Genomic DNA, 24,438 nt, shown 5'->3' with positions numbered 1-24,438 from the left:
CCGGTACCGGATTCCCGCCCTCCGCACGCCCGCGGCCCTTACCCTGCCGGGTCAGTGACCGCCGCTGAACTCGCCGTCCGACTCCGGGCGCTTGATCATCGTCGCCAGCCCGATGGTCACCGCCATCACGCCGGCGCCGATCCCGAAGGCCAGGCCGGCACCGCCGGCCATGCCCTCCGCGGCAGACGCACCTGCCTCGGTCAGGGACGTGGAGTGGATGGTCATGATCGCGATGAACAGCGCGGTACCGGCAGCACCGGCCACCTGCTGCACAGTGTTGATCGTGGCCGAACCGTGCGAGTACTGGTGCGGCTTGAGCACCCCGAGCGCGGCGCTGAACAGCGGCGTGAACACGGAGGCCAGGCCGACCATCAGCAGGATGTGCGCGCCGAGGACGTAGAAGATCGACGTCGTGGGCGAGAGGAACGCGAACGCGCCGATCGCCACGGTGACCAGTGCCGTCGCCGGGATCAGGATCGGCCGCGGGCCGAACTTGTCGTACCAGCGCCCGACGACCGGGCCGAGCACGCCCATCGCGACGCCACCCGGCAGCATGAGCAGGCCGACGGTCAGCGGCGGCAGGCTCAGGGCCTCCTGCAGCACGAGCGGCAGCACGATCAGGGTGCCGAACATCGCCATCATCGAGACCGCCATGATGCCGACCGCGACGCGGAAGTTCGACTCGAGGAACGTCCGCAGGTCGAGCAGCGCCGAGTCGGTCCGCTGGCGGGCGATCTGCCGCCAGATGAACAGGCCGAGCACCGCGAGTCCCACGCCGAGCGGGATCCACGGGTTGATCGCGGTGGCGTGCTGCGACGCCTCGCCCAGGCCCGACAGGCCCCACACCATTCCGCCGAACGCGACCAGCGCGAGCAGGAGGGAAAGCGGGTCGAGGTGGTGCTCGTCCTTGTCGGACACGTCGCGGATCCAGAGGATGCCCGCCACCAGGGCGAGCGCCGAGATCGGCAGCACGACGCCGAAGACGCCGCGCCAGCCCAGCGGCTCCAGGACCGCACCCGACAGCGCCGGGCCGAGCGCCGGGGCCAGGGCGATGACCAGCGTGACGTTACCCATGATGCGCCCGCGCATGTGCGGGGGCACGATCGTCATGATCGTCGTCATGAGCAGCGGCATCATGATCGCCGTGCCCGTCGCCTGGACCACACGGCCGGTCACGAGGATCGCGAAGCCCGGCGCGATCATCGCCAGGGCGGTGCCGCCCGTGAACAGGGCCATCGCCAGCAGGTAGGCACCGCGCGTGCCGAGCCGGTTGATGAGGAACCCGGTCGCCGGGATGACCACGGCCATCGTCAGCATGAACGCGGTGGTGAGCCACTGGCCGGTCGTGGCGGTGATGCCGAGGTCCGCCATGATCGGCGGGAGCGCGACCGACATGGTGGTCTCGTTGAGGATCACCGTGAAGGCGCTCGCCATCAGCAGGGCGATCGCGCGGAAGTGGCCGGGGGCCAGCTTGTCCGTGCGGGTCGGTGCGACCTCGTCGCCCGCAGCGGGCGGCGTGGCAGGTGGTTCGTTCAGGTGGTCGGATGTGTCGATGGTGTCGGTACTCATAGGCTTGCCCTCTCGGTACGGTGCGCGCGGGCCGAGATCGAGAGCGACATTGCACACGACCTACGTCTAAACGACGCCGGAACATCGTCGGGTATTCCCTCCGATGATCGCGACCTCTTTTTTACCGACGTCTGCGGTCAGCAGAAATCATCGGTTCTGCCCGGTGCTCTTTGCCCGATCGCCGAGACGTCAGCTCCCCGCGGCGTCCGCGGGCTCCCCGGAGTCCGTCGAGTCTCCGGGAGACACCGACTCCGTGACCGGTGCGGCCACGCCGAGCGTCACGCCCTGCGCGGCCATGAACGGCTCGGGGTCCACCGCCTGGCCGTTGACCCGTACCTCGTAGTGGAGGTGGCAGCCCGACGACGTGCCCGCACCCGCCGGGTCGATGCGCGAGTCGCCGCCCATCGACGCGATCTGCTGCCCGGCCTGCACCGTCTCGCCGACCCGCACCAGGTTGGTGCCGGTGAGCAGGTGGCCGTACGTCGAGTCGAGGCCCAGGCCGTGCTCGATACGGATCGTGTTGCCGGTGCCCCAACCGGTCGCTCCGGAGATCACCACGCGTCCCGCCGCTGCCGCGTACACCTGCGTACCGCAGGACGCCGCGATGTCCTGGCCCAGGTGATAGGTCGACGCGCCGGCGATGCCCGTGCTGCGCGGCCCGAACCCCGACGCCTTGGAGCCGACCGCCGGGTTGGCCCAGCCACCGGCGCCGACGGCGGCGTGCCCGACCGAGCCGGACATGCAGGGCGCGCCGGCCGCCGCACCCTGGATGGACCGGGACAGCGCCTCGAGGTCCTGCGCATCCGCCCCGCTGACGAGCTGGATCACCTGGAGCGCCTGGTCCCAGTACTTCTGGTAGTGGTACGGGTCGGCGTTGCGCTGCGCCTTGTGCGCGGCGAGCGTCGGCTCCAGCGTCTCCCAGCCGGTGACCGCGAGCAGGCGGTCGTAGAACCGGCCCGACGACTGCACTGGGTCGAGGCGCTCCTCGACGGTCCCGTACCACTTCTGCTCCTGGAACATGCCAATCGACGACGTGAGCGTCCCGTCGGGGTTGCGCACCCCGAACCGGTCATCGCCGTAGGACAGGTTGCGCATGCCGGACTCGCCGAGCGCCGTCATCACCGCGATGGCCTGGGCCCGGGCGGGCACCCCGCGTTCCTGGCCCACCTGCAGGATCACCGTCGCGTTCTGCAGCTGCTCGCCCGTGAAGCCCCCGGCCGACGTCGCCTGACCGTCCGCGGGCACGACGGAGGCCGACATGCTGCAGCCGTTCTGCGACTGGTTCTCGCTCACCGCGCCGCCCACGAGCACGACCATCGCGATCACCGCCGCCGGCACCGCCATGACGGCGGCGACCAGCACGGCCAGCACCAGCACCGCTCGCCTGGTCGGATCGTCCTTCTTCCTGCCTCTGCCAGGACGCCCGCCTCCGGACCGGACCGCCTGTGCCACCGCACGCGTCGCGATCCCGGCGGCACCCTGCCCGCTCACGATCCCTCCGGCGGCCTGATCTGCTCGGCGAGCCAGGGGGCCGCGCCGTCGGCCCGGGTCAGGAGCACCGTGTAGGGACCGATGTCCGTCGGCACCGCGACCTCGGCGAGCAGCGTCGACGTCTCGTCGGTGACCTCCGGGGCGCCGGTCACCTCGGTGACCGGCACGAGCCGCGGGTCCACGTCCTGGTAGACGGGCCGGGCCTGCGGCGTGAGCAGCGGCTTCAGGTCCGCCCACCAGGCGTCCGCGGCCTGGTCGGTCGCCGCGAACGCCGTGATCGTCGCGAGCGCCGCTTCGCGTGCCGCCGTCCGGACGTTCTCGTCCCAGATCGCCTCGACCGGCTCGCTGGGCGCCGTCTCGTCGAACTCGGGTTCGGCGGTCACCTCGACCGCGGGGTCGCCGGCCGCCGGCTCGCCCTCTACCTCCTCGGAGGCGGCCGCCTCGCCCGTGTCGTTCTCGGAAGAGCCCTCGGGGTTCGCGAAGTCGTCCTGCCCCCTGGGTGTGACGACACCGTCGCTCTCCTGTGCGGTCGGGTCGACGAAGCCGCCTTCGCGCGGCCAGCCGATCCAGGTCCCGATCGCGAGAGCGACCACGGTGATCACCACGATGACTACACGTTTCATCAGCGGCCCAGCCCTCGCATCTGACGGCGGCCGGGGTTGTGGACGATCGCCGACGGCTGCGGCCCGCCGGCCTGCGGCGCCCCACCCTGACGTGCCGCGTTGAACGACTGGGCCAGCCGGGCGGCGCTCTTCGACCGCTCACCCCGCTTGCCGAGCCCACGCGCGGCGCCGAGTGCCTGCTTGGCCTGTCGGGCCTTCTGCACCACGCTGAGCGCCTTGGAGGCGCCGACGGCGGCGCTGGACGTGCCACCGCTCGCGACCATCGCCCCCGCCTGCAGCGCTACCGACGTCCCGGTGCGGCGTGCGCTGCCCAGCCGGTCGCTGAGGCGCTCGCCGGCGGTCGGCGGCAGGTGCGGGCTGGGCTCGTTCGACGGCTTCTCGCCGGCGTTCGTCCCGTCCGGCAACGGTTCGGTGCCCGCACGTCCGCCGTCGGGCGATCCGTCCTGGGCGGTACGTGCGGCACTGGACCAGGCGTTGCCGCCGCCTCCCCCGTCAGCCGGGGTGCCGTCGGGCCCTACCGGTTGTCCGGCGGCGCCCACGGGGATGGGGACCGTGCGGTTGTCGTCACCCGGCGCGCCGTTCGACAGGCCGCCGCTGCCGCCCGCCGAGCTGCCGACCGGCCCGCCACCAGGAGTCCCGTCCATGGTGGACGGGCCGGCGGCCTGGATGTCGTTGCCGTCGATCTGGACGCCGTCGCCGTTCGGCTTCACCGGGGCGGGCCCGATGCCGACACCCGCCCACTCCCTCGCCTTGTTGTAGCGGTCGCGCCACTTCGCGGTGCCGTCCCACGGCATCGCGGCGGGCTCGCCAACCTGTGAGGGGACGCCGGCTGCGGCGAGCTTGTCGGCGAGGCCGCGCAGGGCCTGGCGAACGCTGGCGCCCATGAGCACGTAGAAGACGGCGCCCGCGATGACCAGCGTGTTGAACAGGTACAGCCGTACCAGGAACGGCAGGCCGCTCGTGGCGTCGTAGAAGCCGAGCAGCATCCTCATCCACGCGACCAGGAACATCGTGGCCATGGCCACCAGGACCGCGCCGAACGCCACGCTGGCGAACGTGCGGAACAGCTGGGCCCGGGTCCCGCTGGAGATGACGCCGACGGGGAGCTGCCACAGCAGCTTGATCGCCGACCAGCCCAGCAGCAGCACCGCGAAGATGGTGCCGCCGACGATCACCACGGACAGCAGCAGGAACACGAAGCCGGTGGTGAGCAGGCTGAGGGTCGAGACGACGGTGCCGGCGTCGACGGTGGACGCCGCCTCCTGGTAGGCCTCGTCACAGCCACCGATCGCCTCGACCGCGTTCTCCCGGCCGACGTTCTCGGTGTAGGTGTTCTCGCAGCCCGTGCCGTCGATGACCGTGCCGTAGTTGATGATCTGGTGCGGCGCACGGAGCAGGGTGTCCACGAGCTGGCCCTTGAGACCCTCGCGGATCACCACCGAGTCCCGCTCGAACGAGGCACCCTCCGTCGCGAAACCGGTGGCGATGTCCATGCCGGCGTTCCTCGACTGCATGATGACGCCCTGCTCACCGCCGATGGTCGCCATCGGGTTGGCGAGGAACCCCGTGGCCAGGGCGGCGATCAGGCAGCCGATCAACAGCTCCATGAACCCGCCCGCGTACCGGCCCTTGAGCAGCCAGAAGCCCACCACGAACGCCAGGATGATCAGCATCAGGTTGAGCAGACCGATCTGCGCGATCATGCCCTGGATGATGATGCTCAGGCCCGCGAGCGGCGCCAGGATGTAGCCGAGCCAGTCCATGCCGAGCACCCAGTCGAGCACCCAGATCTGCACGGCGACCATGTCGCGGTACCAGACCCAGAACATGCCGGCGAGGGTCGAGAAGATCTCGGAGTCGACGTTCAGCGGGTTCCACGGCGAACCCGTGTCCCACTGGAGCATGAACCGGTCGATGTTCACGCCCTGGGTGTCCTCCAGGTTCAGCCCACCGCCTGGATCAGCCGCTGCTGCGAGCGGCGCCAGCCGGGTCATGACCCGATCACCGCGCCCGTGGAGCTCGTCGGCGTGGTCTTGACGGTCTGCGCACGCGACTCCACCAGCGGCGCCATGACCTTGGCCCGGCCGTACCGGGCCTGGAAGTCGCGGATGAGGCACTCGCCTCTCCGCTCCTCCGTCACACCGACGGCGGCGTCCGTCACCGGGGCGGTGCCCTCGGTGACGAGCTTGACGAGTCCTTCGTCCACCGGGGCGCCCACGGGCAACCCGTGGAGCCAGCGCAGCCCACGGCGCGCGAGGTTGGCGTCCCGGTGTCGCAGCAGCACGCGGAACGGGATCAGCCCGCGGACGACCTCGTTGCCGAAGTCCTCCTCCGCGTCGTGGCTGCCGAGCAGGAGGGCGGCCTTGTGCTTGCGGCCGTCCCGGATGAACATGCCGATCTCTTCGGCCGCCTCGGGCGACGACATCGTCTTGGACGCCTCGTCGGCGGCGAAGATGTCGAGCCGGGAGCGGTCGGCGAAGCAGCGGTACCTGGCCAGAGCGGCGATCAGCGCGAACGTGGCCCGGCCGAACACCTTCTCGGCCTTGAGCTCCGCGAACAGGTGCCCGTGCTCCATGTCGGCCTTCGAGGGCAACTGCATCTTGTGGGTGTGCAGCACGATCGCCGGCGAGCTCAGGTCGAGCGGCGGCAGCGAGTCGTCGAAGAGGGCGCGGCCGAAGTCGAGCTCCGAGAAGATCCGCATCTCGTCGGCGAGCATCCGGGCGCCCGGGTACTCGCAGTCCTCCTCGAGGTGCCGGGCGAGGGAACCGAGCGAGGTGATCTTGTGCCGCCACATGTACTCGGTCTGGAGCACCTTGGACAGCAGCACGTTCTGCTCGGACTTGGTCTGCACCGACAGCAGCACCGTGATGAAGGCACGGGCCACACGGGGTGCCTGGGCGGGTGGCAGGATCCGCAGCGGGTCCATGGAGACCGTGGCGTCCTCGGAGATCTCGACCACCTGGGAGCCCGGGATCTCCGAGACGGCGACACCCCACTCGCCCATCTCGGTGTGGTCCACCGCCATGAGCGTCGCACCCATGTCGACGTTGTCCATGGCCACCGTCTTCATGCTCACCGACTTGCCAGCGCCCAGCTCGCCGACGAATCCCATCGCCAGCGCGACGTCGAGCTTGTCCGTGGCGCCCGCCAGGTTCACGAAGACCGGGTTCGGCCGTGCCGCTCCGTTCGAGATCTCCAGGGCGAACAGCGCGCCGGAGGTGTCCCCGAGCTCTGTCGTGGCGAACGGCACCGCCGCCGAGAAGGCCCGTGCGGTAGTGATCTGCGAGTACTCCCGCACCGCCCGGGGCGTCGGCATGCCGGGCAGGGTGGCGTCGAAGAGCGTCGGCTGGATCGTGGGGTCCGTGCGCAGCGAGAACTGCATCGCGGCGAAGTACTTGGTCAGGTCGCGGGCGTCGTCGAGCGCCTGCTCGGGAGTGTGGCCGGAGACCGTGAACATGGTGGTGGCGTCGACCTCTACCTCGAGCTCATCGGCGTCCATCACCGCCTGGTACTCGCCGAGCGCGCGTGCGGTCGTGTCCAGGGAGGATCCGGCGCGTTCCTCCTCGGAGCGCTGGTCGAACTGGTCGTTCAGGGTGCGCACCGCACGCCGGTTGCGGTTGGTCACCTCGTCGCGGGACCGCACGGTCATGCGGATCGCCCAGTCACAGGGCACTCCCGACTCGTCGACGCGCCCTATCCACTCGCAGCCCGGGTACACGATCCCGCCCGACGGCGTATCGGCCACCACGAGCGTCGTCTGGTACGAGGCGAGCTCGGGGTTGGTCGGGTCGATCACCTTGACGTAGGGCCGCTTCAGGATCTGCAGCGGGCCCAGCTTCTTCTCGGAGTCGGTCTGCCCGGCGGGGTCCACCAGTGCGGACGGCAGGACAGAGGGTCCGGACAGGTGCATCTCGGCGTCCAGGGACCCGTCGACGGGCACGGCGGTGTCGAGCCCCAGGCCACGCTGCATCGCGTGGCCGAACATCCAGGCCATCTCGGCGACGGTCGCCGGCCGGGGGTCGAACGCGGAGGGCATCTCCTTGCGCAACGCCTCCGCCTGGGCCGCCCGTTCGCCTACCGCATGCCTACCGGGTACGGAGCGCGGCATCATCAGCGTGTCCTGGAGCGTGGTCCAGCTCGCGTGCAGCGGTTCCATGAACGCCTTCGCGCCCGGGTTGGCCAGGGGCGCGGCGATCCAGTGGACGCGCCGTCCGATCGGGATCTGCTCGAGGAAGTCGAGGGTGGCCTCGCACTCGGCGGCCCACGCCTCGCGCTCGGTCAGGTCGACGCCCTCGATCATCGAGAGCACCACCGACGCCGGGTCGGTGGCCGCGGTCAGGCCGAGGTGCAGGGACTCGCCACGCAGCGCGCGGTATAGCGCGGTGTGGTGCCGCCGCGCGGCGTGCTTCTTGTCGTCGGGCTGAAATGCGTAGGGCACAGGTGACACGCGCCAGACCGCCCACACGGTCCCGGTGCGGGTCCACATGAGGCCGTCGGTCAGGGCCGAGATGTGGCTCAGCATGGGGGCTCAGTCCTCTCGCGGGGTGGTGGGGGCCGTGCGGTCGGTGTCCTGCGTCTTGCCGGCGAGCAGCTGCCCGACGCCGGTGAGGTCGGCGTTCTTGCGTCCAGCGGCCGCCGCCGCGGCTGCCGCTGCCCAAGGCCCTCGCCCGGTCAGCTCGGGCAGGAGCTCGGTCGGGATCGGCCGCGCCACGGCTGGGGGCTGTGGCTCGACTGTTCCGGCTCGCACCCCGGCCACCGGCCGGAACTGCTCGGCCGCTGTCTCGGCGCGGGACGTGGTGACGGTCTGCCGCGGTAGCACGACCATCACCCGGTGGGTGATCAGCCGCGGCTTGGGCAGGGATACCTGCCCGCCCGCCAGGCGTCCAGGGCTGGTGGTCAGGTTCATCGCGTCCATGACGAACGCGACGGGGTTGCGCCCGCTGCTCGGAAGCTTCCCCGTTGCCCAGACGACGCCCACGACCACGCCGACGGCGACCACTACGTTCATCAAGCCGCCCAGCCGCGCCCACAACGGGGCGGTCTGCCACAGCGCGAACGCCACCACGGCGCCCGCCCCCACCTGGGTGATCGTGTACGGGCCGCCCCAGATGCGCCCGCCGCTGGGTAGCTTCCCCACCAGCATGGGGATGCGTCGGGCCTTCGTGTAGAACTTCGCGGTCTCGGTCACCGGACACCCTCCTCACCACGTGCTGGGCGCGCGAACGCGCCCACCTGACCAACCCTGTGTCGTGCCCTCAGCGTCCTGCCCATATGCCTGGCCCCGTCGGCCCAGCGGCCGTCAGAGAACTGTCTGCGTGTTCACGATCGCCGGAGCGGAGTCGAACTCGTCCCTGGCGAGGTCGGAGGTGACGTTGATGCCCCCGTTCACCAGCCACAGGACGATGCCGCCAACGATCGCGGACATGAGGATCGCCGCGATCGACATCTTGGTCTTCACCGCCGTGATGACGACCATGAGGATGACGACGACGAAGGTCACCGACTCGATAGCACTCTTGACCTCCTCGGACTTGACGGTGATGAGGTCGAGGAAACCGCCGGCCATAACAATCTCGTTGATCATGGTTCTCTCCTTCTAGTCCCCGGCTGTGCCGGAGTCGATCGTGCCGGATGGCGTCGTGTTGATACGGACGGCCGGCTCGAGGCCGGCCACCTCCCAGCGGCCGTCCCGCGCGACGAGCGTGAGGACGTACTGGGCGGTGGTCTTGTTGCCGTCGAGCCGCGTGAGCTCGGCGGTGATCAGGGCGTGCGTGCCGTCGTCGTCGGCGGGATCGTCGGTGACCTCGTGCGTGCCCTTGATACCCGACACGGTCACTGCCGTGTAGGGGGCGGGGGTGATCGCGGAGATCGACGTGCCGGGTCGGAGGTAACGCGTGATCTCGCCGTCGCCGGCGATCATGGCCGCGAGGAACCCGGCGGCCGACTGGCCGGCGGCGGACGTCGGGGAGATGGTCTCGGGGTAGTCGAGGTCCGGCGGCTCGGCGGCCGCGGCGGGCCCGGGGACGGGTGCGGGCAGCGCGAGAGCGGTCACCGCCAGGTTGGGGCCTGACCACTCGGTGTCCGTGCGGTCGACCAGGACCGGCACCTGGAAGTAGCGGCGCACCCACACGAGCGGCACCTCGGTCTGCTCGCCGGCCTTGGCCTCCCCGCCCGCGGGCGGGGGCGTCGAACCGGGCGCCGGCTCCGCGACGTCGACGCCGACGGTCACCGACCACACGTCGTCGTCCGCCGGCTCGATCTGCGCCACCGACGAGTCACGGATGGTCAGGCCCGTCTGGGGAAGAGAGCCGACCGGGGCGTTCGTCAGGGAGGCAAGGAGCTGCTGGTCGTTGCTGTCGGCCCGCAGCCAGGTCTCCACGAGCTCGATCGCACGCTCGTTCGCGGCGGCCTCCTCGGCCGTGCTCGCCGCACCGGCCGTCGCGGAAACGGGGGCAGGCTGGGGGCGCAGCAGCGTCCACGCCAGAGCGGCGGGCCCGGCCAGCAGCGCGAGCGCGAGCACCGCACCCCACGCCTTGGTCACCAGGGCGGGCCCGTTGGACCACTCCACGACCTGGGGAGGGGGATTCTCGCCGTCGTCTCCGCCGCCCGACGACGGGGGAGTCGCGGGCTGGTCGGGTCCGCCGGCCCAGGGCGAGCCGGTACTGGAGGCGCCGTCGGCCGGGGCAGGCAGCTCGGCCGGCTTGGCTGCCTTCTTGCCACGCCGGCGCTCGAGGAGCGAGGTCATCGCGTCCGCACCTCGTTCTGCAGGTCCGCGCGGATGCGCTCGCGAGCCTCGCGGGCGCTGCGTACGCGAGGGCTGTCGAGCGCCTCGGTCAGGCGGACGGTCGTGTCTTCCTCGCCAAGGGGGTCCTCGGAGAGGGAAGCGATGAGGTCGCGCACCAGAGGCGCCACCTCACCGCGGGCCGCGTGCACCTCAGCGGTGTCGCGAAGCAGTGACCACGTGTGGTCGAAGTCCGGTGCATCCGGATCCGCACTGCGGACGCCCGCACTGCCGAGGTCGGTGCTGCCGAGTCCGGCGCCGGGCGCCTGGTCGAGCTCGTCCTTGCTCATCTCGCCTCTCCCGTTTCTCCGTCTCCTACGTCTCTTGCGTCTGCTCAGCACAAATGGCAGGTCGGCAGTTCGTGTGACATCGGTGATGCCCGGGTTTTGGCCAACTGTGACGCAGGTCACATAGTCCCGAACGGAGCGGGCAACAGTGGCGGGCAACACCCCCCGGATGGACTCAAGGCTGATCGGAGGGGGGAACCGCCATGCCTGCACGTACACCTGCACCAGCTGGGACGCTGATGCGCGAGCTCGACCACGACTGGGCAGACCTGGTTCGTACGCGGTCGTTCGCGATGGAGATCGCGCGCCTCGTCGGACGTTTCCCGCAGCTCGCCGGACTGCGTACGGGTGGCACCGTGCAGCTCGCCCCCGACGACGCCGACAGGGTGCTGTACGCGCTCATCGTCGAGCACGCGGGCGGCAGCTTCGCCGCCGGCCGCGCGGTGCTGCAGTGCATGCTCCCAGCGGTGCGCACCATCGTGCGCCGGTCGCGCCGCCACTACCCGGACGTGCAGGACCTCGAGCAGGAGGCCGCCGCCGCGATGTGGGACGCGATCACCCACTACGACCTCGAGCGCAGCAGCCGGGTGGCGATGCGGCTGCAGGGGCACACCCTGACGCGCGTCGTCGGCGACCGGGCACCGCACGCGCAGGGCGGGCGGGCGAGCCGCGGTCCGCGGGTGGCGGAGATCCCCACCGACACGACCACGCTGACCGCGCTCGAGCGGCCGACGGCGCCCGAGCCCGGGCCGGACGTCGTCTACTCGCTCGCGAGCGTGTCGCTCGGTACGACCGGCGAGGTTCTCGACGTCATCGCGTGGGGCCTCGACAAGAGCGTCCTGACGCGGGACGAGTCAGCACTTCTGGCGCGGCTGTACGCGCCGGACCCCGATCTCCCGGAGTACGCCGAGCTCGGCTCGGGTCGCGGGAACTATCAGCGGCGAGTGGCCCACGAGCTGGGCATCTCGCACGCAGCCTTGCGCCAGCGGGCGAGTCGCGCAGTGCGACGGCTGGCGGAAGCCGTTCAGTCCGGTGGTCTGTCTGGGGGGCAACCGGGCGAACGGGACGGTGAGGGACGACGACGGTCGACGGGTTGAGCACTGGGGGGTGCGTGAAGCCCTGAAGTTGTCGGAAGTTCATGTCATCGCGAGAGGGTCCCACCGCCAGCGGGGCCCTCTCGGTCTGTCCGAAAGTTCACCCCGGCCCGTTTTTGCGCACGCCAGGTGGTGGGGGACCCTCTTCTCATGGCCCGACCTGCCGAGTCAACACCACAGTCGTGGTATCGACCCGTAATCGGCAGATCGTTTCAAGGTCACTCAATATTCAAGCCATCTCCACAACTTTGAAGTCTCCTTGACCTAGCGGTCACCTGGAACGCTGATTAGCGTTCAACCTGCCGGGTCCGCCCGTGTAGTTGAGGATTACCTGCGGTGACACTCGCGTGACACCCGCAGGAGGCCCTCGACCAGCAGGGGCAGGGAGCACGGTGGAGACAGGCGCACGGATGGGAACCTCGATGGGTCCCGCACCGGGGGAACCCGAGGCGGACTCCGCCGACGGGCTCGGAGGAGACGGCACGGTGAGCAGTAGCACGAAGGTCGCGAACCAGGACCAGCACGCCCGGTCCGCGACAAAACCCCAGCGACCCGCACCCCCGGGGCCGCTCAAACCGACGCGCGCCCGCCGCCGTCCGGCACTCATCGCGCTCGGGCTCGCGCTCGTGGCACTGAGTGTGCTCGGCTCGGCGTACCTGGCCACCTCGCTCGGGCAGACCTACCAGGTCCTGGCGGTCACGAAGAGCGTCGAGCGCGGCGCCCCGATCACCCCCGGGGACCTCGGGGTCGCCGAGCTGCCCGAAGGGGCCGGATCAGCCCTGCTCAAGCCGGTCCTCGCCGACCAGCTCGACGAGATGACGACGGGCAAGGTAGCGACGGCCGACCTCAAGGCAGGCCAGCTCCTGACGGCGGACAGCGTCGCGACCGAGCTCCGGCCACCGGCCGGGCAGTCCATCGTAGGCATCGCGCTCGCCCCCAACCAGATGCCGACCCAGGCTCTGAAGGCCGGCGACACCGTCCGCGTGGTCGAGACGCCTGCGACCGGTGGCGAGCCGCCCGTCCAGACACCGTTGGCGATCCCAGCCACCGTGGTCTCGACAGCGCCGACCACCGTCGGTGAGCAGACAGTCGTCGACGTGCAGGTCAAGTCCTCCACCGCGGCGGCCCTCGCGGCCCGCGCCGCGACCGGCCGCGTGGCCATCGTGATCGATGCCGTCGGGGCCGGGTGATCCGCGTGGCCCTCATCGCCCTCGCCAACGCGAAGGGCTCGCCGGGAACCACGACGGCAGCCCTCGTGCTGGCGCTCCAGTGGCCGCGGCCCGTGCTCCTCGTGGAGGCTGACCTGGCCGGATCCTCGATCCTCGCCGGGTACTTCCGTGGCCAGCTGCCGCACGACCGCGGCCTGCAACCGCTCGCGATCGCGCACTCCCACGGAGACCTCGAAGCCTCCTTCTGGGGGCAGACGATTCCCCTCGTTCGAAACGATCCGGACAGGAAGCTGCTGCCCGGCATCGTCAGCCCGCACACCGCCCCCGCCATCGCGAACCTCTGGGGACCGCTCGCCAACCAGCTGGTCGCACTGGAACGCGGCGGCATCGACGTCCTGGTCGACCTGGGACGGCTCGGCACCGGCGGCGTCGTGCGGGAGGACCGCGAACCGCTCGTCCGGCTCGCGGACCAGGTGCTGATCACCACCGGTTCACGCCTGCCCGACATCGCGGTGACGCGTGAGCTGGTCAAGTCCCGCACCTCGGTGGTGGACGCCGCCGCGCGGGAGCTCACCAACCTCACCGCACTGACCGTCGGGCCCGGACGGCCGTACGACGCGAACGAGATCGCGCGCACGCTCGGCCTCGGAACCGTGGGCTCGATCGCGTGGGACCCGGTGAACGCCGACGTGCTGTCGGTGGGGTCGCCCGCAGGTCGCCGGTACTCGACCTCACCGCTCGTCCGGTCGGCAGGGCCCGTGATCTCGCGCCTCCAGGAGCGCATCGAGAAGCGGCGTGCACGGTTCGCCACAGGTCCGCGCGACGGCGGCGGCAGCGGGTCCGGCCCGCGCCGCCCACCCGTCTACGCCGACGGCGGCCCGCAAACCGTGCACGCGGGCGGGCCGTGGCGCGGCGACGGCGGGGGACACGCATGACCACGCCGGAGTTTCCCGACCTCTCCTCGCTGCCGATCTTCCACGAGGAGAACCGCGAGGCGGACCGTAAGGCCTCCGGCCTGCCCCAGCGCACCCGCACAGGCGAGGGCGGCCCTGGACAGGCCCCGCCGCTGTACCGGAACCCGCCAGCGGAACCGGCAGGCGGCGTACGCGCCACAGGTTCCGGAGCCTCCACGACGAACGGCGGCGCTCTGCTCGCGTCCGGCGGCGGCGCCTCTCCCTGGGTCGGGGCGGTCGCCCGCGCCGGCCGGGAGTATCACGGCCAGCCCGGCAACCCGCGGCTGCGCGACTCCGAGTTCTGGCGCCAGGTCAACAGCCTGCGCGGTGAGGTCTCCGCACGGCTCACGACGGCGCTCGCGACGCGTGAGCTGGACGAGGAGCAGCGCGAGGCCCTCGGCCAGGAGCTGATCCAGCAGGTGGTCCGCGACCACAACGACGCCCTGCTCTCCGGCGGCCAGCGCAACTGGACCCCGGAGTACCAGGTAGAGGTCACGCGCGCGCTGTTCGACGCCCTGTTCCGGCTCGGCCGGCTGCAGCCGCTCATCGACACGCCTGACGTGGAGAACATCGAGATCACGGGTACCGCGCCCGTGCTCATGCTGATGGGCGACGGCCGCCGCGCCTATGCGGAACCCATCGCGGACTCCGACGCCGAGCTCATCGACTTCCTGCAGTTCCTCGCGGCGCGCGACCCCGCGAACGAGCGGTCGTTCACGCGCGCCAACCCGTTCCTCAACCTGGACCTACCCGGTCGCGTGCGCCTCGCCGCCGTCGGCTGGGTGGTGCCCTGGCCGCGCGTCACCATCCGGCTGCAGCGACTGCAGTCGGTGGACCTGGAGCTGCTGCGCAGGAACAACACCATCGACGCAGTCCTTGCCGAGTTCCTGACGGCGGCGGTGCGGGCGCGCAAGTCGATAGTGGTCTCCGGGCAGGGCCAGGGGTCTGGCAAGACGACCCTGCTCCGAGCGCTCTGCGCCGGCCTGGACCCCTGGGAGTCCATCGCGACCATCGAGACCGACTACGAGCTCTACCTGCACCTCGAGCCCGAGAAGCACAAGCGTGTGGTGGCCCTGCGCACCCGCGAGGGTTCCGGCGAGATGAACACCTCGGGTCGCCGCGTGGGCGAGATCAACACGAACGTCAACGTGTACGAGTCACTGCGGCACAACATCTCGCGCATCATCGTGGGCGAGGTGCGCGGGCCCGAGATCGTGTCCATGTTCCAGGCGATGCAGATGGGCAACGGCTCGCTGTCGACGGTGCACGCCGACGGCGCCCGCGACGTCGTCGAACGTCTGGTCGGTATGGCAGTGCAGGACTCCACGCTCTCCGAGACGTACGCGTACCGGCAGGTGGCGCAGTCTGTCGACCTCATCGTCTTCCTCCGGGTCGACGTCGGGGGCGACGGCCTCCGCCGTCGGTACGTCTCCGAGGTGATCGAGGTGACGCGCGGCGAGGCCGGCAACCCGGTGGCAATCACCGACGTCTTCGAGCCGGGCCCGAACGGCCGGGCCGTGCCCAAGACGACGCCGTCGTTCCTCGCCGACCTGGAGGCGGAAGGTTTCGACGCGGGCCTGCTGAACTACCGGGACGGGCTCTGGGGGAACCCATGACCATGCTCATCGCAGTAGTCGTGGGCCTGGCTCTGGGCCTCGGCCTGTGGTTCGTCGCCGTCGGCGCGCAGAAGCACGAGGCGACGCCGAAGCCCGTCCGGACGACACCGCCCTTCCACGGGCTGCTCCGGCTGTTCGGCCTGACCAAGGGCGGTCCGCTCTACGCCCAGCGGAGGCTGCTCGGCATCGGTGCGGTGGTGGGCCTCGTGATCGGGATAGCGACCGGATGGTGGTCGCTCATCCTCATCGTGCCGGCGCTGATCGTGGGCCTGCCCTCGCTGTTCCGTACCACCACGCAGTCCAACGAGGTGGAGAAGCTCACCGACCTGACCGCCTGGGTGCGGTCGCTGATCGGTGTGCTGTCCGGCGGAGCCGTCGGGTTGGAGCAGGGAATCGCGGCAACCCTGCACAGCGCGGCGCCGTCCGTGCGGCCTTCGGTCGCCCGGCTCGTCGCGCGTCTGGAAGCACGCCAGCCCATCAAGCCCGCCCTCTACCGGTGGGCGGACGAGATGGACGACTACTCGGCGGACATGATCGCCTCGGCGATGATCCTGGAGTCGGACAACCGCACGGGTGCCGTGGCGCCGGCGCTCCGGCAGCTCGCCGAGTCGCTGTCGGCGCAGGCCAAGGCGCGGCGCGAGATCGAGACGGAGCGCTCGACCGGACGTGCGACAGTGCGCTGGGTGACCATAGTGACCCTCGTGGTGCTCGGCTTCACGGCGATGTCCGGGTACCTCAGCGGGTACGACTCCGCGCTGGGCCAGGTGGTGGCGGTCATCCTGTTCTGCGCGTACGTGGCCTGCCTGCTGTGGATGCGCAAGATCAGCTTCGGGCAGCCGATCCCGCGGTTCCTGCCCGACGAGCGGGAGGCCTGACATGTGGCCCTGGGCAGTAGGAACCGGCGTGGTTGCCGGGCTCGGCCTGTTCCTCGTCGTGCGCGAGCTGTTGCCGTCGACGCCGCGGCTCCAGTCCGCGCTGGACCGCCTGAGCGGTGACGACAAGGTAGAGCCCATCACGGTGTCCGACGGCGGCGACCTGACCGCCACCCAGCGGTACACCCAGGTCTTCGGGGCATGGGCGCAGCGCCGTCTGCCGATCGCGGTGCTCGGCCCCGGAGGTCCGAGCCGCTCGGACCTCGACCTCATCGGCAAGACCGCCACCGACCACTATGGCGAGAAGGCCCTGGGCGCGGTCATCACGTTGGTCGCGGTCCCCTTCCTGGGGCTGTGCGTGGGACTCCTGAACCTCGGCATGCCAGTGTCGGTGCCGCTCGGGGGCGCGCTCGTGCTCGCCCTCGGTGCGTGGTTCCTGCCCGACCTCGATGCGCGGACCAAGGCAAAGCGCGCCCGCCAGGAGTTCTCGCGCGCGGTGTCCACCTACCTCGAGCTGCTCGCGATCGAGCGCATCTCGGGCGCGGGTGCGACGCAGGCCACGTTTGCCGCGGCACAGGTGGCCGGTTCCTGGCCGTTCCGGCGGATCGCCGCCGCGCTCGAACGGAGCCGCTGGGAGGGGCAGGCGCCGTGGGTCGCGCTGCGCGAGCTCGGCGAGGAGGTCGAGGTGGACGCCCTCGGCGAGGTCGCCTCCATCGTGGAGCTCGCCGGTACGCAGGGTTCGGCGATCCACGACCAGCTGCAGTCCAAGGCGGCGGCGATGCGCGACGCCCAGCTCGACGTCGAGCAGCAGCTCGCCCACGATGCGACCGTGCGCATGACCGTGCCGGGGACTATGACAGTTTTTGTGTACTTTTTGATGCTTATATTTCCCATCGGGGTCACAATGTTTCAGACTGCCCCCTGATGCGGCCCGCCTCGGGAGGTATCCGGATGTCACACGAGCCGTGTCTTACCCATTTGTTGAAGTCGACAGCACCCCCAGGAGTCAACATGAACCAGCACCTGAGCCAGGGCCGTGCGGTGGCGTCGCGCGCCGCCGTACGTGCTTCGCTGCGCGCGGCCGCGGCGCGTGGTCGCGTCGACGCCCTGAACACCCGCTTCGTCGAGCGCTCGGCGGAGCTCCGCCGTCGGCTGGCCGCAGGGCGAGACGGCGAGCCCGATGAGGCCGGTCTGGAGTCGATCGAGGTGGTGGTGCTGTCCGTGATCGGCCTTGGTATCGCCGTCCTGCTCGGCGGCGCGATCCGCACGCTCGTCACGCAGTACATGGCGCAGCTCAAGGGGCCGTAGAGCCATGGACGAACGCGGTGCCGCCTCGATCCAGACCGTCCTGACGTACCCGATGGTCCTGATGCTCATCTTCGCGATGGTGCAGGGCATGCTCTACTTCCACGCGCAGAACACCGCCCAGTCGGTGGCCAACGGGGCCGTCCAGGCCACGCGCGTCGAGGGTGGCAGCGTCGAGTCGGGATACGCGGAGGCTGCCGCGCGCCTCGTTCGTGGTGGGGACGCGTTCGCGTCGGTCGACGTGTTGGTGACACGTGGGGAAGAGATGGCGACCGCGACCGTGACGGGACTGGCTCCGTCACTGGTGCCGGGATTCCGCGGCCTGCGGATCGAGCAGTCTGCCACCGGGCCGGTGGAGCGGTTCACCTCCGGAGCGGTGGGACCATGAGTCCCGGGCACTCCGAGCGCGGCAATGTCGCGATCAACACCGCCGTCGTCGTCCCGATGCTGCTGCTCATCGGGCTGCTGCTCGTGATGGCGGGGCGGCTGGTGCTGGCCGAGGGCGTGGTCCAGTCCGCGGCGAACGAAGCCGCACGGGCGGCGTCGATCAGCCGGACGGTGGCCGTGGCAGACGCCCAGGCGAGATCGACCGCGACGTCGACCCTGGTGAACTCCGCGGTGAGCTGTGCGTCGACGAGGGTCATGCCGGTGACTGACGCGTTCGAGCTACCGCTCGGAACGGTCGGGACGATCACCGTGCGCGTGGAGTGCGTGGTGCCGCTGCGCGATCTCGGGCTGCCGGGAGCGCCCGGATCACGGACCATCAGTGCTACCGGGACATCGGTGCTGGACGCCTACCGGGGGCGGTCATGACCAGGGGGGTCGGGCGGATGCGGGTACGTCGCTTGCGGAGCGAGCGGGGCGAGGTCAACATCCTCGCTGCGGGCATGGTGCCCGTGCTCATCATCGCTATAGGCCTGGTGGTGGACGGCGGCGGCCGGCTCCAGGCCGAGGACGAGGCCGAGTACGCCGCCGACCAGGCGGCACGAGCCGCCGCGCAGCAGATCCGGATCGACCGCGCCCAGATGGGGCTGCCTCCTGAGATCGATCCCGCGCGCGCGACACAGGCCGCCGCCGACACTCTTGCCGCGCTGGACGTGCAGGGCGGCGTGACCGCCGTCAACGGCGCGACCGTCAACGTCGGTACCCAGCTCACCTACGAGACCACGTTCCTCACGTTGATCGGAATCAGCTCGCTCAGTGTGACGGCCGACGCCGAGGCGCGAGCAGTCCGCGGGATAGGACAGGAGGAACCCTGATGAGCACCTCGACAGTCCAGGGTCATGCGGTGACGGGCGAGCCCGGCGGACCGCGGTCAGGTACGGGCGCACGCGTGATCAGAGGACTGGGCGCGGCGTTGCTGCTGATCGCGCTCGTCGTCGGGATCCCGGTCGGCCTGTGGATGTTCGGCGGGCCGGTGTGGACCGGACCGGTCAGCATCAACCGGATCATCTCGATGCTGTCCAGTCCCGACGTGACCGGTTCCGTGCTGATCGGGCTCGTCAAGGTCGTGGGCTGGATCGCGTGGTTCACGTTCGCCTTCGCGGTGGTCGTCGAGGTGATCGCCGCGCTGCGCGGACGGCGTTCGCCGCACGTGCGCGGGCTCGGGACGCAGCAGCGTGCCGCGGCGGCGCTGGTCGGTGCGGTGATCACGATGCTCGTCGCGGCTCCGGCGGTCGCGCCGGCCATGGCTGCGACGACGCCGCTCGAGACGGGTGCGACCGGGACTGCCGTGTCCGCGCCGGTCTTGCCCGGTGCCGTGGCCGATGTCGCTGCCGGCACTGCGGAGAAGGCTGAGGAGCGTGCCCGGGCCGACGAGGCGCCGTCGGCCACCTATACGGTGCAGCCCGGTGACTCGCTGTGGCGGATCGCCGAGCTCACCCTCGGCGACGGCGCGCTCTTCAAGCAGATCGCCGACCTCAACTACGGCGTCCGCCAGGCTGACGGCAACGCGCTCGACGCCGGGAACTGGATCGAGCCGGGGTGGGTGCTGAAGCTGCCGGCAGCTGTCGATGTAGGGGTCACCGCGACCTCGGTCGGCCAGCCCGGTGACGGCGATGACGCCGGCGGCGACGAGCCGGTCGGCATCGCGCCGTCGAAGAGCGCGGCCGACGACACCGCCGAAACTGTCGGGTCGAGCGACCCGGAAGGCACTGTCGATGTGCGCAACCGTGGCGCCGAGGCCGTAGAGGTCGTCGTCGAGCCGGGCGACACGCTCTGGGGCATCGCCGAGGAGGAGCTCGGCGACGGGACCAAGTACCCGGAGGTCTACGAGGCCTCCCGGGACACCGAGCAGCCAGGCGGGGCCCGGCTCACGGACCCCGACCTCATCTACCCCGGCTGGACCGTCACGGTCCCGGGTGCGGAGGAGTCCACGAGGGACACCGGATCCGAGGACGAGCGCGCCGACGAAGCGGCACAGCCCTCGCCGGGTGCCGACGAGCAGGGGGACGAGCCGGCCGACGAGCCTGGGGAGCCGGCCGATCAGGGCGCCGACGCGGGGGCCGACGAGCCGAGCGCGTCCGCCGGGCCCGCGGAGTCGGCGCCGGAGGATTCCGGTGCCGATGAGTCGAGCAGCGATGAACCGGGCGTGGAGTCCGCGGCCGGGGCTGCCGGGCGCGCACAGAAGTCGGCCCCGCCACCACCGGCGCAGCCCGAGGAGCAGCCGGAGCAGGCCGCACCGGACACCGAGGTGACTCCTGAGGGCGCGGTGGAGGTCGAGCCGGAGGACATCCAGGAGCCGGGTGGCGCGGGGAACGACGTCGTGGAGCCGGGCGGGGGACAGCCCTCGGACGAGCAGCCGGCCGGCGAGGCCCCGGCAGCCACGGAGCCGAACCGCGCCGGCCAGAACGCGCGACCCAAGGCGCCCAGCGCTGACCAGGACGGTGCGGGACGAGGCGACGCGGACCAGAGTGGTTCCGAAGGTACTGGCACGCCCGACCCCGCGGACGCGGGGACCGGCGCCGCCGGTCTCGGCGGAACCAGGGAACCCGCACCGGAGGAGACCGCGGAGGGAAACCTTGTCCCGCAGGCTCCGCCCGCGGGCGAGGAGGAGACTGGGCCGCAGTTCGACGAGGTGACACCCGAGGACCTCCGGAACGACGACCTTCTCGAGCCGGACGAGTCGGCGCCGCAGAACCGCACGCCGGGGGACACGATGCTCGGCGAGAGCTTGATCGCCGAAGAGCTCACGCCGCAGGAGGAGCCCTCCGCCGCGCCGACGGCGTTCGGCGACCGCACCACGGGCAGCGATTCCACGCCGGACGACGAGCAGACGGCCGAGACCGGCGCCGAAGGCCCGGCCGAAGGAGCCGCCCCCGTACCGGACTCCCCGGACTCCGACGTGAGCGAGACCCCTGTCGGCGATGTCGTCACCGAGGAGGTCCTGCCCGACGAGCTCGCCGGCGACGAACCCGTCGCCGGGGACTACGCACCCGAGGTCGCGGTGGAGACCTCGCCGCCGGTGTCGGCCTCGGAGACCGTTGACGTGGCCGGTGCCAGCACCGCGCGGCCCACGGCGTCAGACGGAGCAGCAGCCATCGTCACCGCCGACGGCACGTCGCTGATCGACTCGGCGTCCGACGTCATGTCCGACGTCGCCGACGACCTCGACGAAACCGTAGACATCCGCACGGTGGCCGGCGTCGGCGGGCTGCTCGCCGCAGGGCTCATCGCGCTCGTCGCCGTGAAGCGCCGCCGCGTGCACAAGGGCCGTACGCCCGGCGAGACCGTCGTCGTGCCCGGGCCGGACACTCCGGCAGGCGCGCTCGAACGCGACCTCCGCACCGTCGAGGACCCGTTCGGGCGCAGCCAGGTCGACAGCGCGCTGCGCAGCCTCGCGCGGTGGCACCGCGAACGCGGCCTCCCGCTGCCAGGAGTACGCGTCGCACGGCTGAAGAGCGGCGAGTTCGTCGAGCTCCACCTCGATCGCGCCGCCGGCCTGCCCGAACCCTGGGCCGGCACCACCGACCGGTTCGTCTGGCAGCTCGCGGCAGGCGATGCCGAGGCGGCGGCACAGGTCGACTCGCGGGCCTCGACCACTGGTGGGGACGCAGGCGAGGCGCCCTACCCGGCACTCGTCACCGTCGGCCACGACGACGAGAACACCCACCTCATGCTCGACCTCGAGCACCTCGCCTGCCTCGACATCCGCGGCACGGACGCCGCCGCGCAGGCGACGCTCGCGGCGCTCGCGGTCGAGCTGGCGACGAGCCTCTGGGCCGACGACCTGCAGGTCACGGTGGTCGGCACTCTCGGCGAGCTGCCGGGCGTCGTCGACACGGGCCGGGTCCGGCACGTCCCCAGCCTCGCGGGCATCATCCGCGAGCTGGAGGCGCGCGCGGCCGACGTCGACCGGACGCTCGCCCAGGTGGGCGCAGCCTCTGTCGCCGAAGCCCGTGGCCGCGGACTGGCCACGGACGCCTGGACACCCGAGATCCTGCTGGTGGGCGAGCGGCTCGGCCTGGTCGAGCGCGCCAAGCTCGAGAGCCTTGTCGAACGAGTGCCCGGCGTGGGCATCGCGGCAGTGACGTCCAGTGCGGAGGTCGGTGACTGGGCGCTCGACCTCACGGGCGAGCTCACCAACGGCGACACCACCCGCGGGATCCTCATGCCCGCGTACATCGCGGTGCGTCCACAGCAGCTCGACGCGGCCACGTACGCACAAGCCCTGGCCTTGTTGGCCGACCCCGAGACCGCACCTGGCCCCTCCTGGAGCCGTTCGATCGACCGCACCGAACCGACGTTGGAGGAGATCCCGATGGATGTTGTCCGCGCCGGTGCCGCGGATTCCGACGTCGCGGTCGGTGAGGTGGCCGGGCATGCGCCGGCGCCGGGTATCGGGACGGGTGGCGGGTCGACGTCGGGGCAGCAGCCCGAGAGGTTCTCGCCGTGGGCGACGGCCGCGGTGAGTGTCGCGACGCCGCCCCTGGGTACGCCGGTTGTCTCGGATCCGCGGTCGCGGGTCGAGCTCGCCTCGCGGGCCGAGTCCGACTCGTTGGTCGAGCCTGGTTCGTTGGTCGAGCCCGCATCGTTGGTCGAGTCTGTCGAGACCCAGGTCCTCCAAGCCCCGGTCGTGCGAGTGCTCGGCAGCGTCGAGCTCGCCGGGACGACGGGCGTCGAGCTGCCGTCCACCCACCAGCGGCAGGCGACGGAGCTGATCGCGTTCCTGGCGTTCAACCCAGGTTCGCGCGGGTCGGACATCTCGAAGGCCCTGTGGCCGTCGCGTGAGCCCAACCTGGCGACCCGGCGCTCCGCGGTCTCGCGGGCGCGGCGCTGGCTCGGGACGGACGCCAACGGCTTCGAGTACCTGCCGCGCTACTGGTCCGCCGACGACGGCGGCCAGGCCGACCTCGAGTCCGCCGGCTACCGGCTGCGTGGGGTCAGGACGGACTGGCACTCCTTCTGCGACCTGGTCGGTCCGGACCTCACGCAGACCCCGACGCCGGACCTCCTGGCTGCCCTCGACCTGGTGCGCGGCCGGCCGTTCGAGGGTGTGGCGCTGCGCAAGTACGTGTGGGCGGAGCAGCTGATGCACACGATCTCGTCGGGCGTCGTGGACGTGTCGCACGAGGTCGCGCGCCGCGCGCTGCTCGCCGGCGATGTGGCGATGGCACGGCACGCGTCGCAGGTGGGGCGGCTCGCCGACCCCGTGGACGAGCGGTCGTGGCGCAACGGGATCCGCGCGGAGATCGCCTCCGGCCGACGGGACGCGGTGGGCCGGCTCGTCGACCGTCTGCGCGACCACCTGGAACAGCTCGCCATGGAGCCGGAGCCGGACACCGAGGAGCTGCTGGCACAGGTGGACGAGCAGGACCGCCGCCGCGAAGCTGACGCGGGCCGAAGCACCCGGGGCTAACCCGCCCCCGCCGTTGATCGAGCCTGTCGAGACCCGTCTCGGCAGGCTCGACCTCGGTTATCCACAGCACCCACTTTCCGGATTCCGTCGCCCGGGCTAGCGTCATTCTTGGCTGTTGCGGATATGCAACGGTGGGGCGTGAGCGGCAGGGGGACGCGGATGGATGGCGCGGTGATGCGTATTGCGGGGCTGGTCTTGGCGGCTGGCCTGGCTTTGTCCGCTTGCACGGGTGCCAACCCGGATCCTGAGGTGAGTGCTGGCCCGACCGGCGATCCGACGCCTACCGCGTCGGCGAGCCCGTCTCCGTCGGTGCCGACCAAGCCGGAGCGCCCGGAAGCGATGGAGCGCGAGGACGCAGAGGGTGCTGCTGCTGCGGCGGAGTACTTCCTGTCTCTGTACGCGTACACGAAGGCGACTGGTGACACCGAAGAGTGGGACGCGATGTCGCACCAGACATGTGGCTTCTGCGAGATGGCTAAGGTCCACGCGACTGAGATCGCCGCGAACCAAGAAAGGTACTCCGGCGGCGGACTCTCGGTGGATGTCACTCAGATGTATCTGAAGGATGAACTGACCGGAATATATCCACTGGACGTCCGACTTAGCCAAGCGCCGTTTGAGATCCGTGACCGTGCGGGGGAGAGGATTGAATCCTCGGATGGAGAGGTTCTCGATCGGCGCGTCGAGATGGGTCGCAGGGGCGACAAATGGATTGTCGTCACGGTCGCGCCCATTCCGGATGGCAACTCATGAGCGCACTCGTAGCCCTCGCAGTGGCCGGGCAGCTTACGTTCGCCTCGCCAGCAGTCTGTTCAGGACAC

General features: G+C 71.0%; 21 protein-coding genes. 12 read left to right on the top strand and 9 right to left on the bottom strand.

All coding sequences use genetic code 11. The features are described from left to right. Window positions 1-51 precede the first annotated feature (51 nt). The 9 genes from ACFO6V_RS26415 to ACFO6V_RS26375 all read right to left on the bottom strand — a co-directional run bounded on the left by ACFO6V_RS26415 (window position 52) and on the right by ACFO6V_RS26375 (window position 10,754). Window positions 52-1,569, bottom strand: coding sequence for an MDR family MFS transporter (locus ACFO6V_RS26415; RefSeq protein ID WP_377141688.1), 1,518 nt, complete (start codon window positions 1,567-1,569; stop codon window positions 52-54). 189 nt (window positions 1,570-1,758) lie between these two features. Then, window positions 1,759-3,060, bottom strand: coding sequence for a M23 family metallopeptidase (locus ACFO6V_RS26410; RefSeq protein ID WP_377141685.1), 1,302 nt, complete (start codon window positions 3,058-3,060; stop codon window positions 1,759-1,761). Next, on the bottom strand, window positions 3,057-3,683 hold the full coding sequence (locus tag ACFO6V_RS26405) for a hypothetical protein (RefSeq protein WP_377141682.1): 627 nt from the start codon (window positions 3,681-3,683) through the stop codon (window positions 3,057-3,059). Before ACFO6V_RS26405 ends, ACFO6V_RS26410 begins: the two co-directional genes overlap by 4 nt. Continuing rightward, window positions 3,683-5,677 carry a hypothetical protein gene (locus ACFO6V_RS26400; protein ID WP_377141679.1) on the bottom strand — a complete coding sequence of 665 codons (1,995 nt, stop codon included), beginning with the start codon at window positions 5,675-5,677 and terminating at the stop codon, window positions 3,683-3,685. The genes ACFO6V_RS26405 and ACFO6V_RS26400 overlap by 1 nt, the downstream gene beginning before the upstream one ends. Then, a complete protein-coding gene (locus tag ACFO6V_RS26395) occupies window positions 5,674-8,205 on the bottom strand; it encodes an ATP-binding protein (RefSeq protein WP_377141677.1) in 2,532 nt (843 codons plus the stop codon). The genes ACFO6V_RS26400 and ACFO6V_RS26395 overlap by 4 nt, the downstream gene beginning before the upstream one ends. 6 nt (window positions 8,206-8,211) lie before the next feature. Next, a complete protein-coding gene (locus ACFO6V_RS26390; protein ID WP_377141674.1) occupies window positions 8,212-8,871 on the bottom strand; it encodes a hypothetical protein in 660 nt (219 codons plus the stop codon). A 111-nt stretch (window positions 8,872-8,982) separates the two neighbouring features. Beyond that, entirely contained in the window at window positions 8,983-9,267 is a 285-nt protein-coding gene (locus tag ACFO6V_RS26385; RefSeq protein ID WP_377141671.1) for a hypothetical protein, read from the bottom strand. Window positions 9,268-9,279: 12 nt separating this feature from the next. Further along, a complete protein-coding gene (locus ACFO6V_RS26380) occupies window positions 9,280-10,428 on the bottom strand; it encodes a hypothetical protein (RefSeq protein ID WP_377141668.1) in 1,149 nt (382 codons plus the stop codon). Further along, window positions 10,425-10,754: a hypothetical protein gene (locus ACFO6V_RS26375; protein ID WP_165827347.1), complete on the bottom strand. Its 330-nt coding sequence runs from the start codon at window positions 10,752-10,754 to the stop codon at window positions 10,425-10,427. Before ACFO6V_RS26375 ends, ACFO6V_RS26380 begins: the two co-directional genes overlap by 4 nt. 200 nt (window positions 10,755-10,954) lie before the next feature. Here ACFO6V_RS26375 and ACFO6V_RS26370 point away from each other — a divergent pair, with 200 nt between their 5' ends. From ACFO6V_RS26370 to ACFO6V_RS26315, 12 genes are all read left to right on the top strand, one after another. Then, complete coding sequence (locus tag ACFO6V_RS26370; RefSeq protein WP_377141664.1) at window positions 10,955-11,848, top strand: sigma-70 family RNA polymerase sigma factor; 894 nt, start codon at window positions 10,955-10,957, stop codon at window positions 11,846-11,848. Between the two features lie 482 nt (window positions 11,849-12,330). Then, window positions 12,331-13,035 (top strand): hypothetical protein, encoded by a 705-nt coding sequence (locus ACFO6V_RS26365; RefSeq protein ID WP_377141661.1) that lies wholly within the window; start codon window positions 12,331-12,333, stop codon window positions 13,033-13,035. A gap of 5 nt (window positions 13,036-13,040) precedes the next feature. After that, on the top strand, window positions 13,041-13,949 hold the full coding sequence (locus tag ACFO6V_RS26360) for a hypothetical protein (RefSeq protein ID WP_377141658.1): 909 nt from the start codon (window positions 13,041-13,043) through the stop codon (window positions 13,947-13,949). After that, on the top strand, window positions 13,946-15,583 hold the full coding sequence (locus ACFO6V_RS26355) for a CpaF family protein (protein ID WP_377141656.1): 1,638 nt from the start codon (window positions 13,946-13,948) through the stop codon (window positions 15,581-15,583). Before ACFO6V_RS26360 ends, ACFO6V_RS26355 begins: the two co-directional genes overlap by 4 nt. Continuing rightward, window positions 15,580-16,458 carry a type II secretion system F family protein gene (locus ACFO6V_RS26350; RefSeq protein ID WP_377141653.1) on the top strand — a complete coding sequence of 293 codons (879 nt, stop codon included), beginning with the start codon at window positions 15,580-15,582 and terminating at the stop codon, window positions 16,456-16,458. The genes ACFO6V_RS26355 and ACFO6V_RS26350 overlap by 4 nt, the downstream gene beginning before the upstream one ends. A gap of 28 nt (window positions 16,459-16,486) precedes the next feature. After that, window positions 16,487-17,380 (top strand): hypothetical protein, encoded by an 894-nt coding sequence (locus ACFO6V_RS26345; RefSeq protein WP_377141651.1) that lies wholly within the window; start codon window positions 16,487-16,489, stop codon window positions 17,378-17,380. Between the two features lie 86 nt (window positions 17,381-17,466). Continuing rightward, window positions 17,467-17,763: a hypothetical protein gene (locus ACFO6V_RS26340; protein ID WP_377141648.1), complete on the top strand. Its 297-nt coding sequence runs from the start codon at window positions 17,467-17,469 to the stop codon at window positions 17,761-17,763. A 4-nt stretch (window positions 17,764-17,767) separates the two neighbouring features. Beyond that, a complete protein-coding gene (locus ACFO6V_RS26335) occupies window positions 17,768-18,148 on the top strand; it encodes a TadE/TadG family type IV pilus assembly protein (RefSeq protein ID WP_377141645.1) in 381 nt (126 codons plus the stop codon). Further along, a complete protein-coding gene (locus ACFO6V_RS26330; protein ID WP_377141642.1) occupies window positions 18,145-18,573 on the top strand; it encodes a TadE/TadG family type IV pilus assembly protein in 429 nt (142 codons plus the stop codon). The genes ACFO6V_RS26335 and ACFO6V_RS26330 overlap by 4 nt, the downstream gene beginning before the upstream one ends. Further along, window positions 18,570-19,019 (top strand): pilus assembly protein TadG-related protein, encoded by a 450-nt coding sequence (locus tag ACFO6V_RS26325; protein ID WP_377141639.1) that lies wholly within the window; start codon window positions 18,570-18,572, stop codon window positions 19,017-19,019. Before ACFO6V_RS26330 ends, ACFO6V_RS26325 begins: the two co-directional genes overlap by 4 nt. Further along, complete coding sequence (locus ACFO6V_RS26320; protein ID WP_377141636.1) at window positions 19,019-23,617, top strand: LysM peptidoglycan-binding domain-containing protein; 4,599 nt, start codon at window positions 19,019-19,021, stop codon at window positions 23,615-23,617. Before ACFO6V_RS26325 ends, ACFO6V_RS26320 begins: the two co-directional genes overlap by 1 nt. A 123-nt stretch (window positions 23,618-23,740) precedes the next feature. Next, the gene (locus tag ACFO6V_RS26315) at window positions 23,741-24,370 is read left to right on the top strand and encodes a DUF6318 family protein (RefSeq protein WP_377141912.1); all 630 of its coding nucleotides are present in this window, start codon (window positions 23,741-23,743) and stop codon (window positions 24,368-24,370) included. The last annotated feature ends 68 nt before the right edge of the window (window positions 24,371-24,438 follow it).

This window comes from Promicromonospora alba (assembly GCF_042654905.1).
Classification (GTDB): Bacteria; Actinomycetota; Actinomycetes; order Actinomycetales; family Cellulomonadaceae; genus Promicromonospora; species Promicromonospora alba.
This window is presented reverse-complemented; position numbering and strand designations above follow the sequence as displayed.

What these genes read in the sequence shown, in the direction of transcription:
- ACFO6V_RS26415 (WP_377141688.1), bottom strand. Translation starts at nt 1,569, where the DNA reads ATGAGTACCGACACCATCGACACATCCGACCACCTGAACGAACCACCT.
- ACFO6V_RS26405 (WP_377141682.1), bottom strand. Translation starts at nt 3,683, where the DNA reads ATGAAACGTGTAGTCATCGTGGTGATCACCGTGGTCGCTCTCGCGATC.
- ACFO6V_RS26400 (WP_377141679.1), bottom strand. Translation starts at nt 5,677, where the DNA reads ATGACCCGGCTGGCGCCGCTCGCAGCAGCGGCTGATCCAGGCGGTGGG.
- ACFO6V_RS26395 (WP_377141677.1), bottom strand. Translation starts at nt 8,205, where the DNA reads ATGCTGAGCCACATCTCGGCCCTGACCGACGGCCTCATGTGGACCCGC.
- ACFO6V_RS26385 (WP_377141671.1), bottom strand. Translation starts at nt 9,267, where the DNA reads ATGATCAACGAGATTGTTATGGCCGGCGGTTTCCTCGACCTCATCACC.
- ACFO6V_RS26380 (WP_377141668.1), bottom strand. Translation starts at nt 10,428, where the DNA reads ATGACCTCGCTCCTCGAGCGCCGGCGTGGCAAGAAGGCAGCCAAGCCG.
- ACFO6V_RS26375 (WP_165827347.1), bottom strand. Translation starts at nt 10,754, where the DNA reads ATGAGCAAGGACGAGCTCGACCAGGCGCCCGGCGCCGGACTCGGCAGC.
- ACFO6V_RS26370 (WP_377141664.1), top strand. Translation starts at nt 10,955, where the DNA reads ATGCCTGCACGTACACCTGCACCAGCTGGGACGCTGATGCGCGAGCTC.
- ACFO6V_RS26355 (WP_377141656.1), top strand. Translation starts at nt 13,946, where the DNA reads ATGACCACGCCGGAGTTTCCCGACCTCTCCTCGCTGCCGATCTTCCAC.
- ACFO6V_RS26350 (WP_377141653.1), top strand. Translation starts at nt 15,580, where the DNA reads ATGACCATGCTCATCGCAGTAGTCGTGGGCCTGGCTCTGGGCCTCGGC.
- ACFO6V_RS26340 (WP_377141648.1), top strand. Translation starts at nt 17,467, where the DNA reads ATGAACCAGCACCTGAGCCAGGGCCGTGCGGTGGCGTCGCGCGCCGCC.
- ACFO6V_RS26335 (WP_377141645.1), top strand. Translation starts at nt 17,768, where the DNA reads ATGGACGAACGCGGTGCCGCCTCGATCCAGACCGTCCTGACGTACCCG.
- ACFO6V_RS26330 (WP_377141642.1), top strand. Translation starts at nt 18,145, where the DNA reads ATGAGTCCCGGGCACTCCGAGCGCGGCAATGTCGCGATCAACACCGCC.
- ACFO6V_RS26325 (WP_377141639.1), top strand. Translation starts at nt 18,570, where the DNA reads ATGACCAGGGGGGTCGGGCGGATGCGGGTACGTCGCTTGCGGAGCGAG.
- ACFO6V_RS26320 (WP_377141636.1), top strand. Translation starts at nt 19,019, where the DNA reads ATGAGCACCTCGACAGTCCAGGGTCATGCGGTGACGGGCGAGCCCGGC.
- ACFO6V_RS26315 (WP_377141912.1), top strand. Translation starts at nt 23,741, where the DNA reads ATGCAACGGTGGGGCGTGAGCGGCAGGGGGACGCGGATGGATGGCGCG.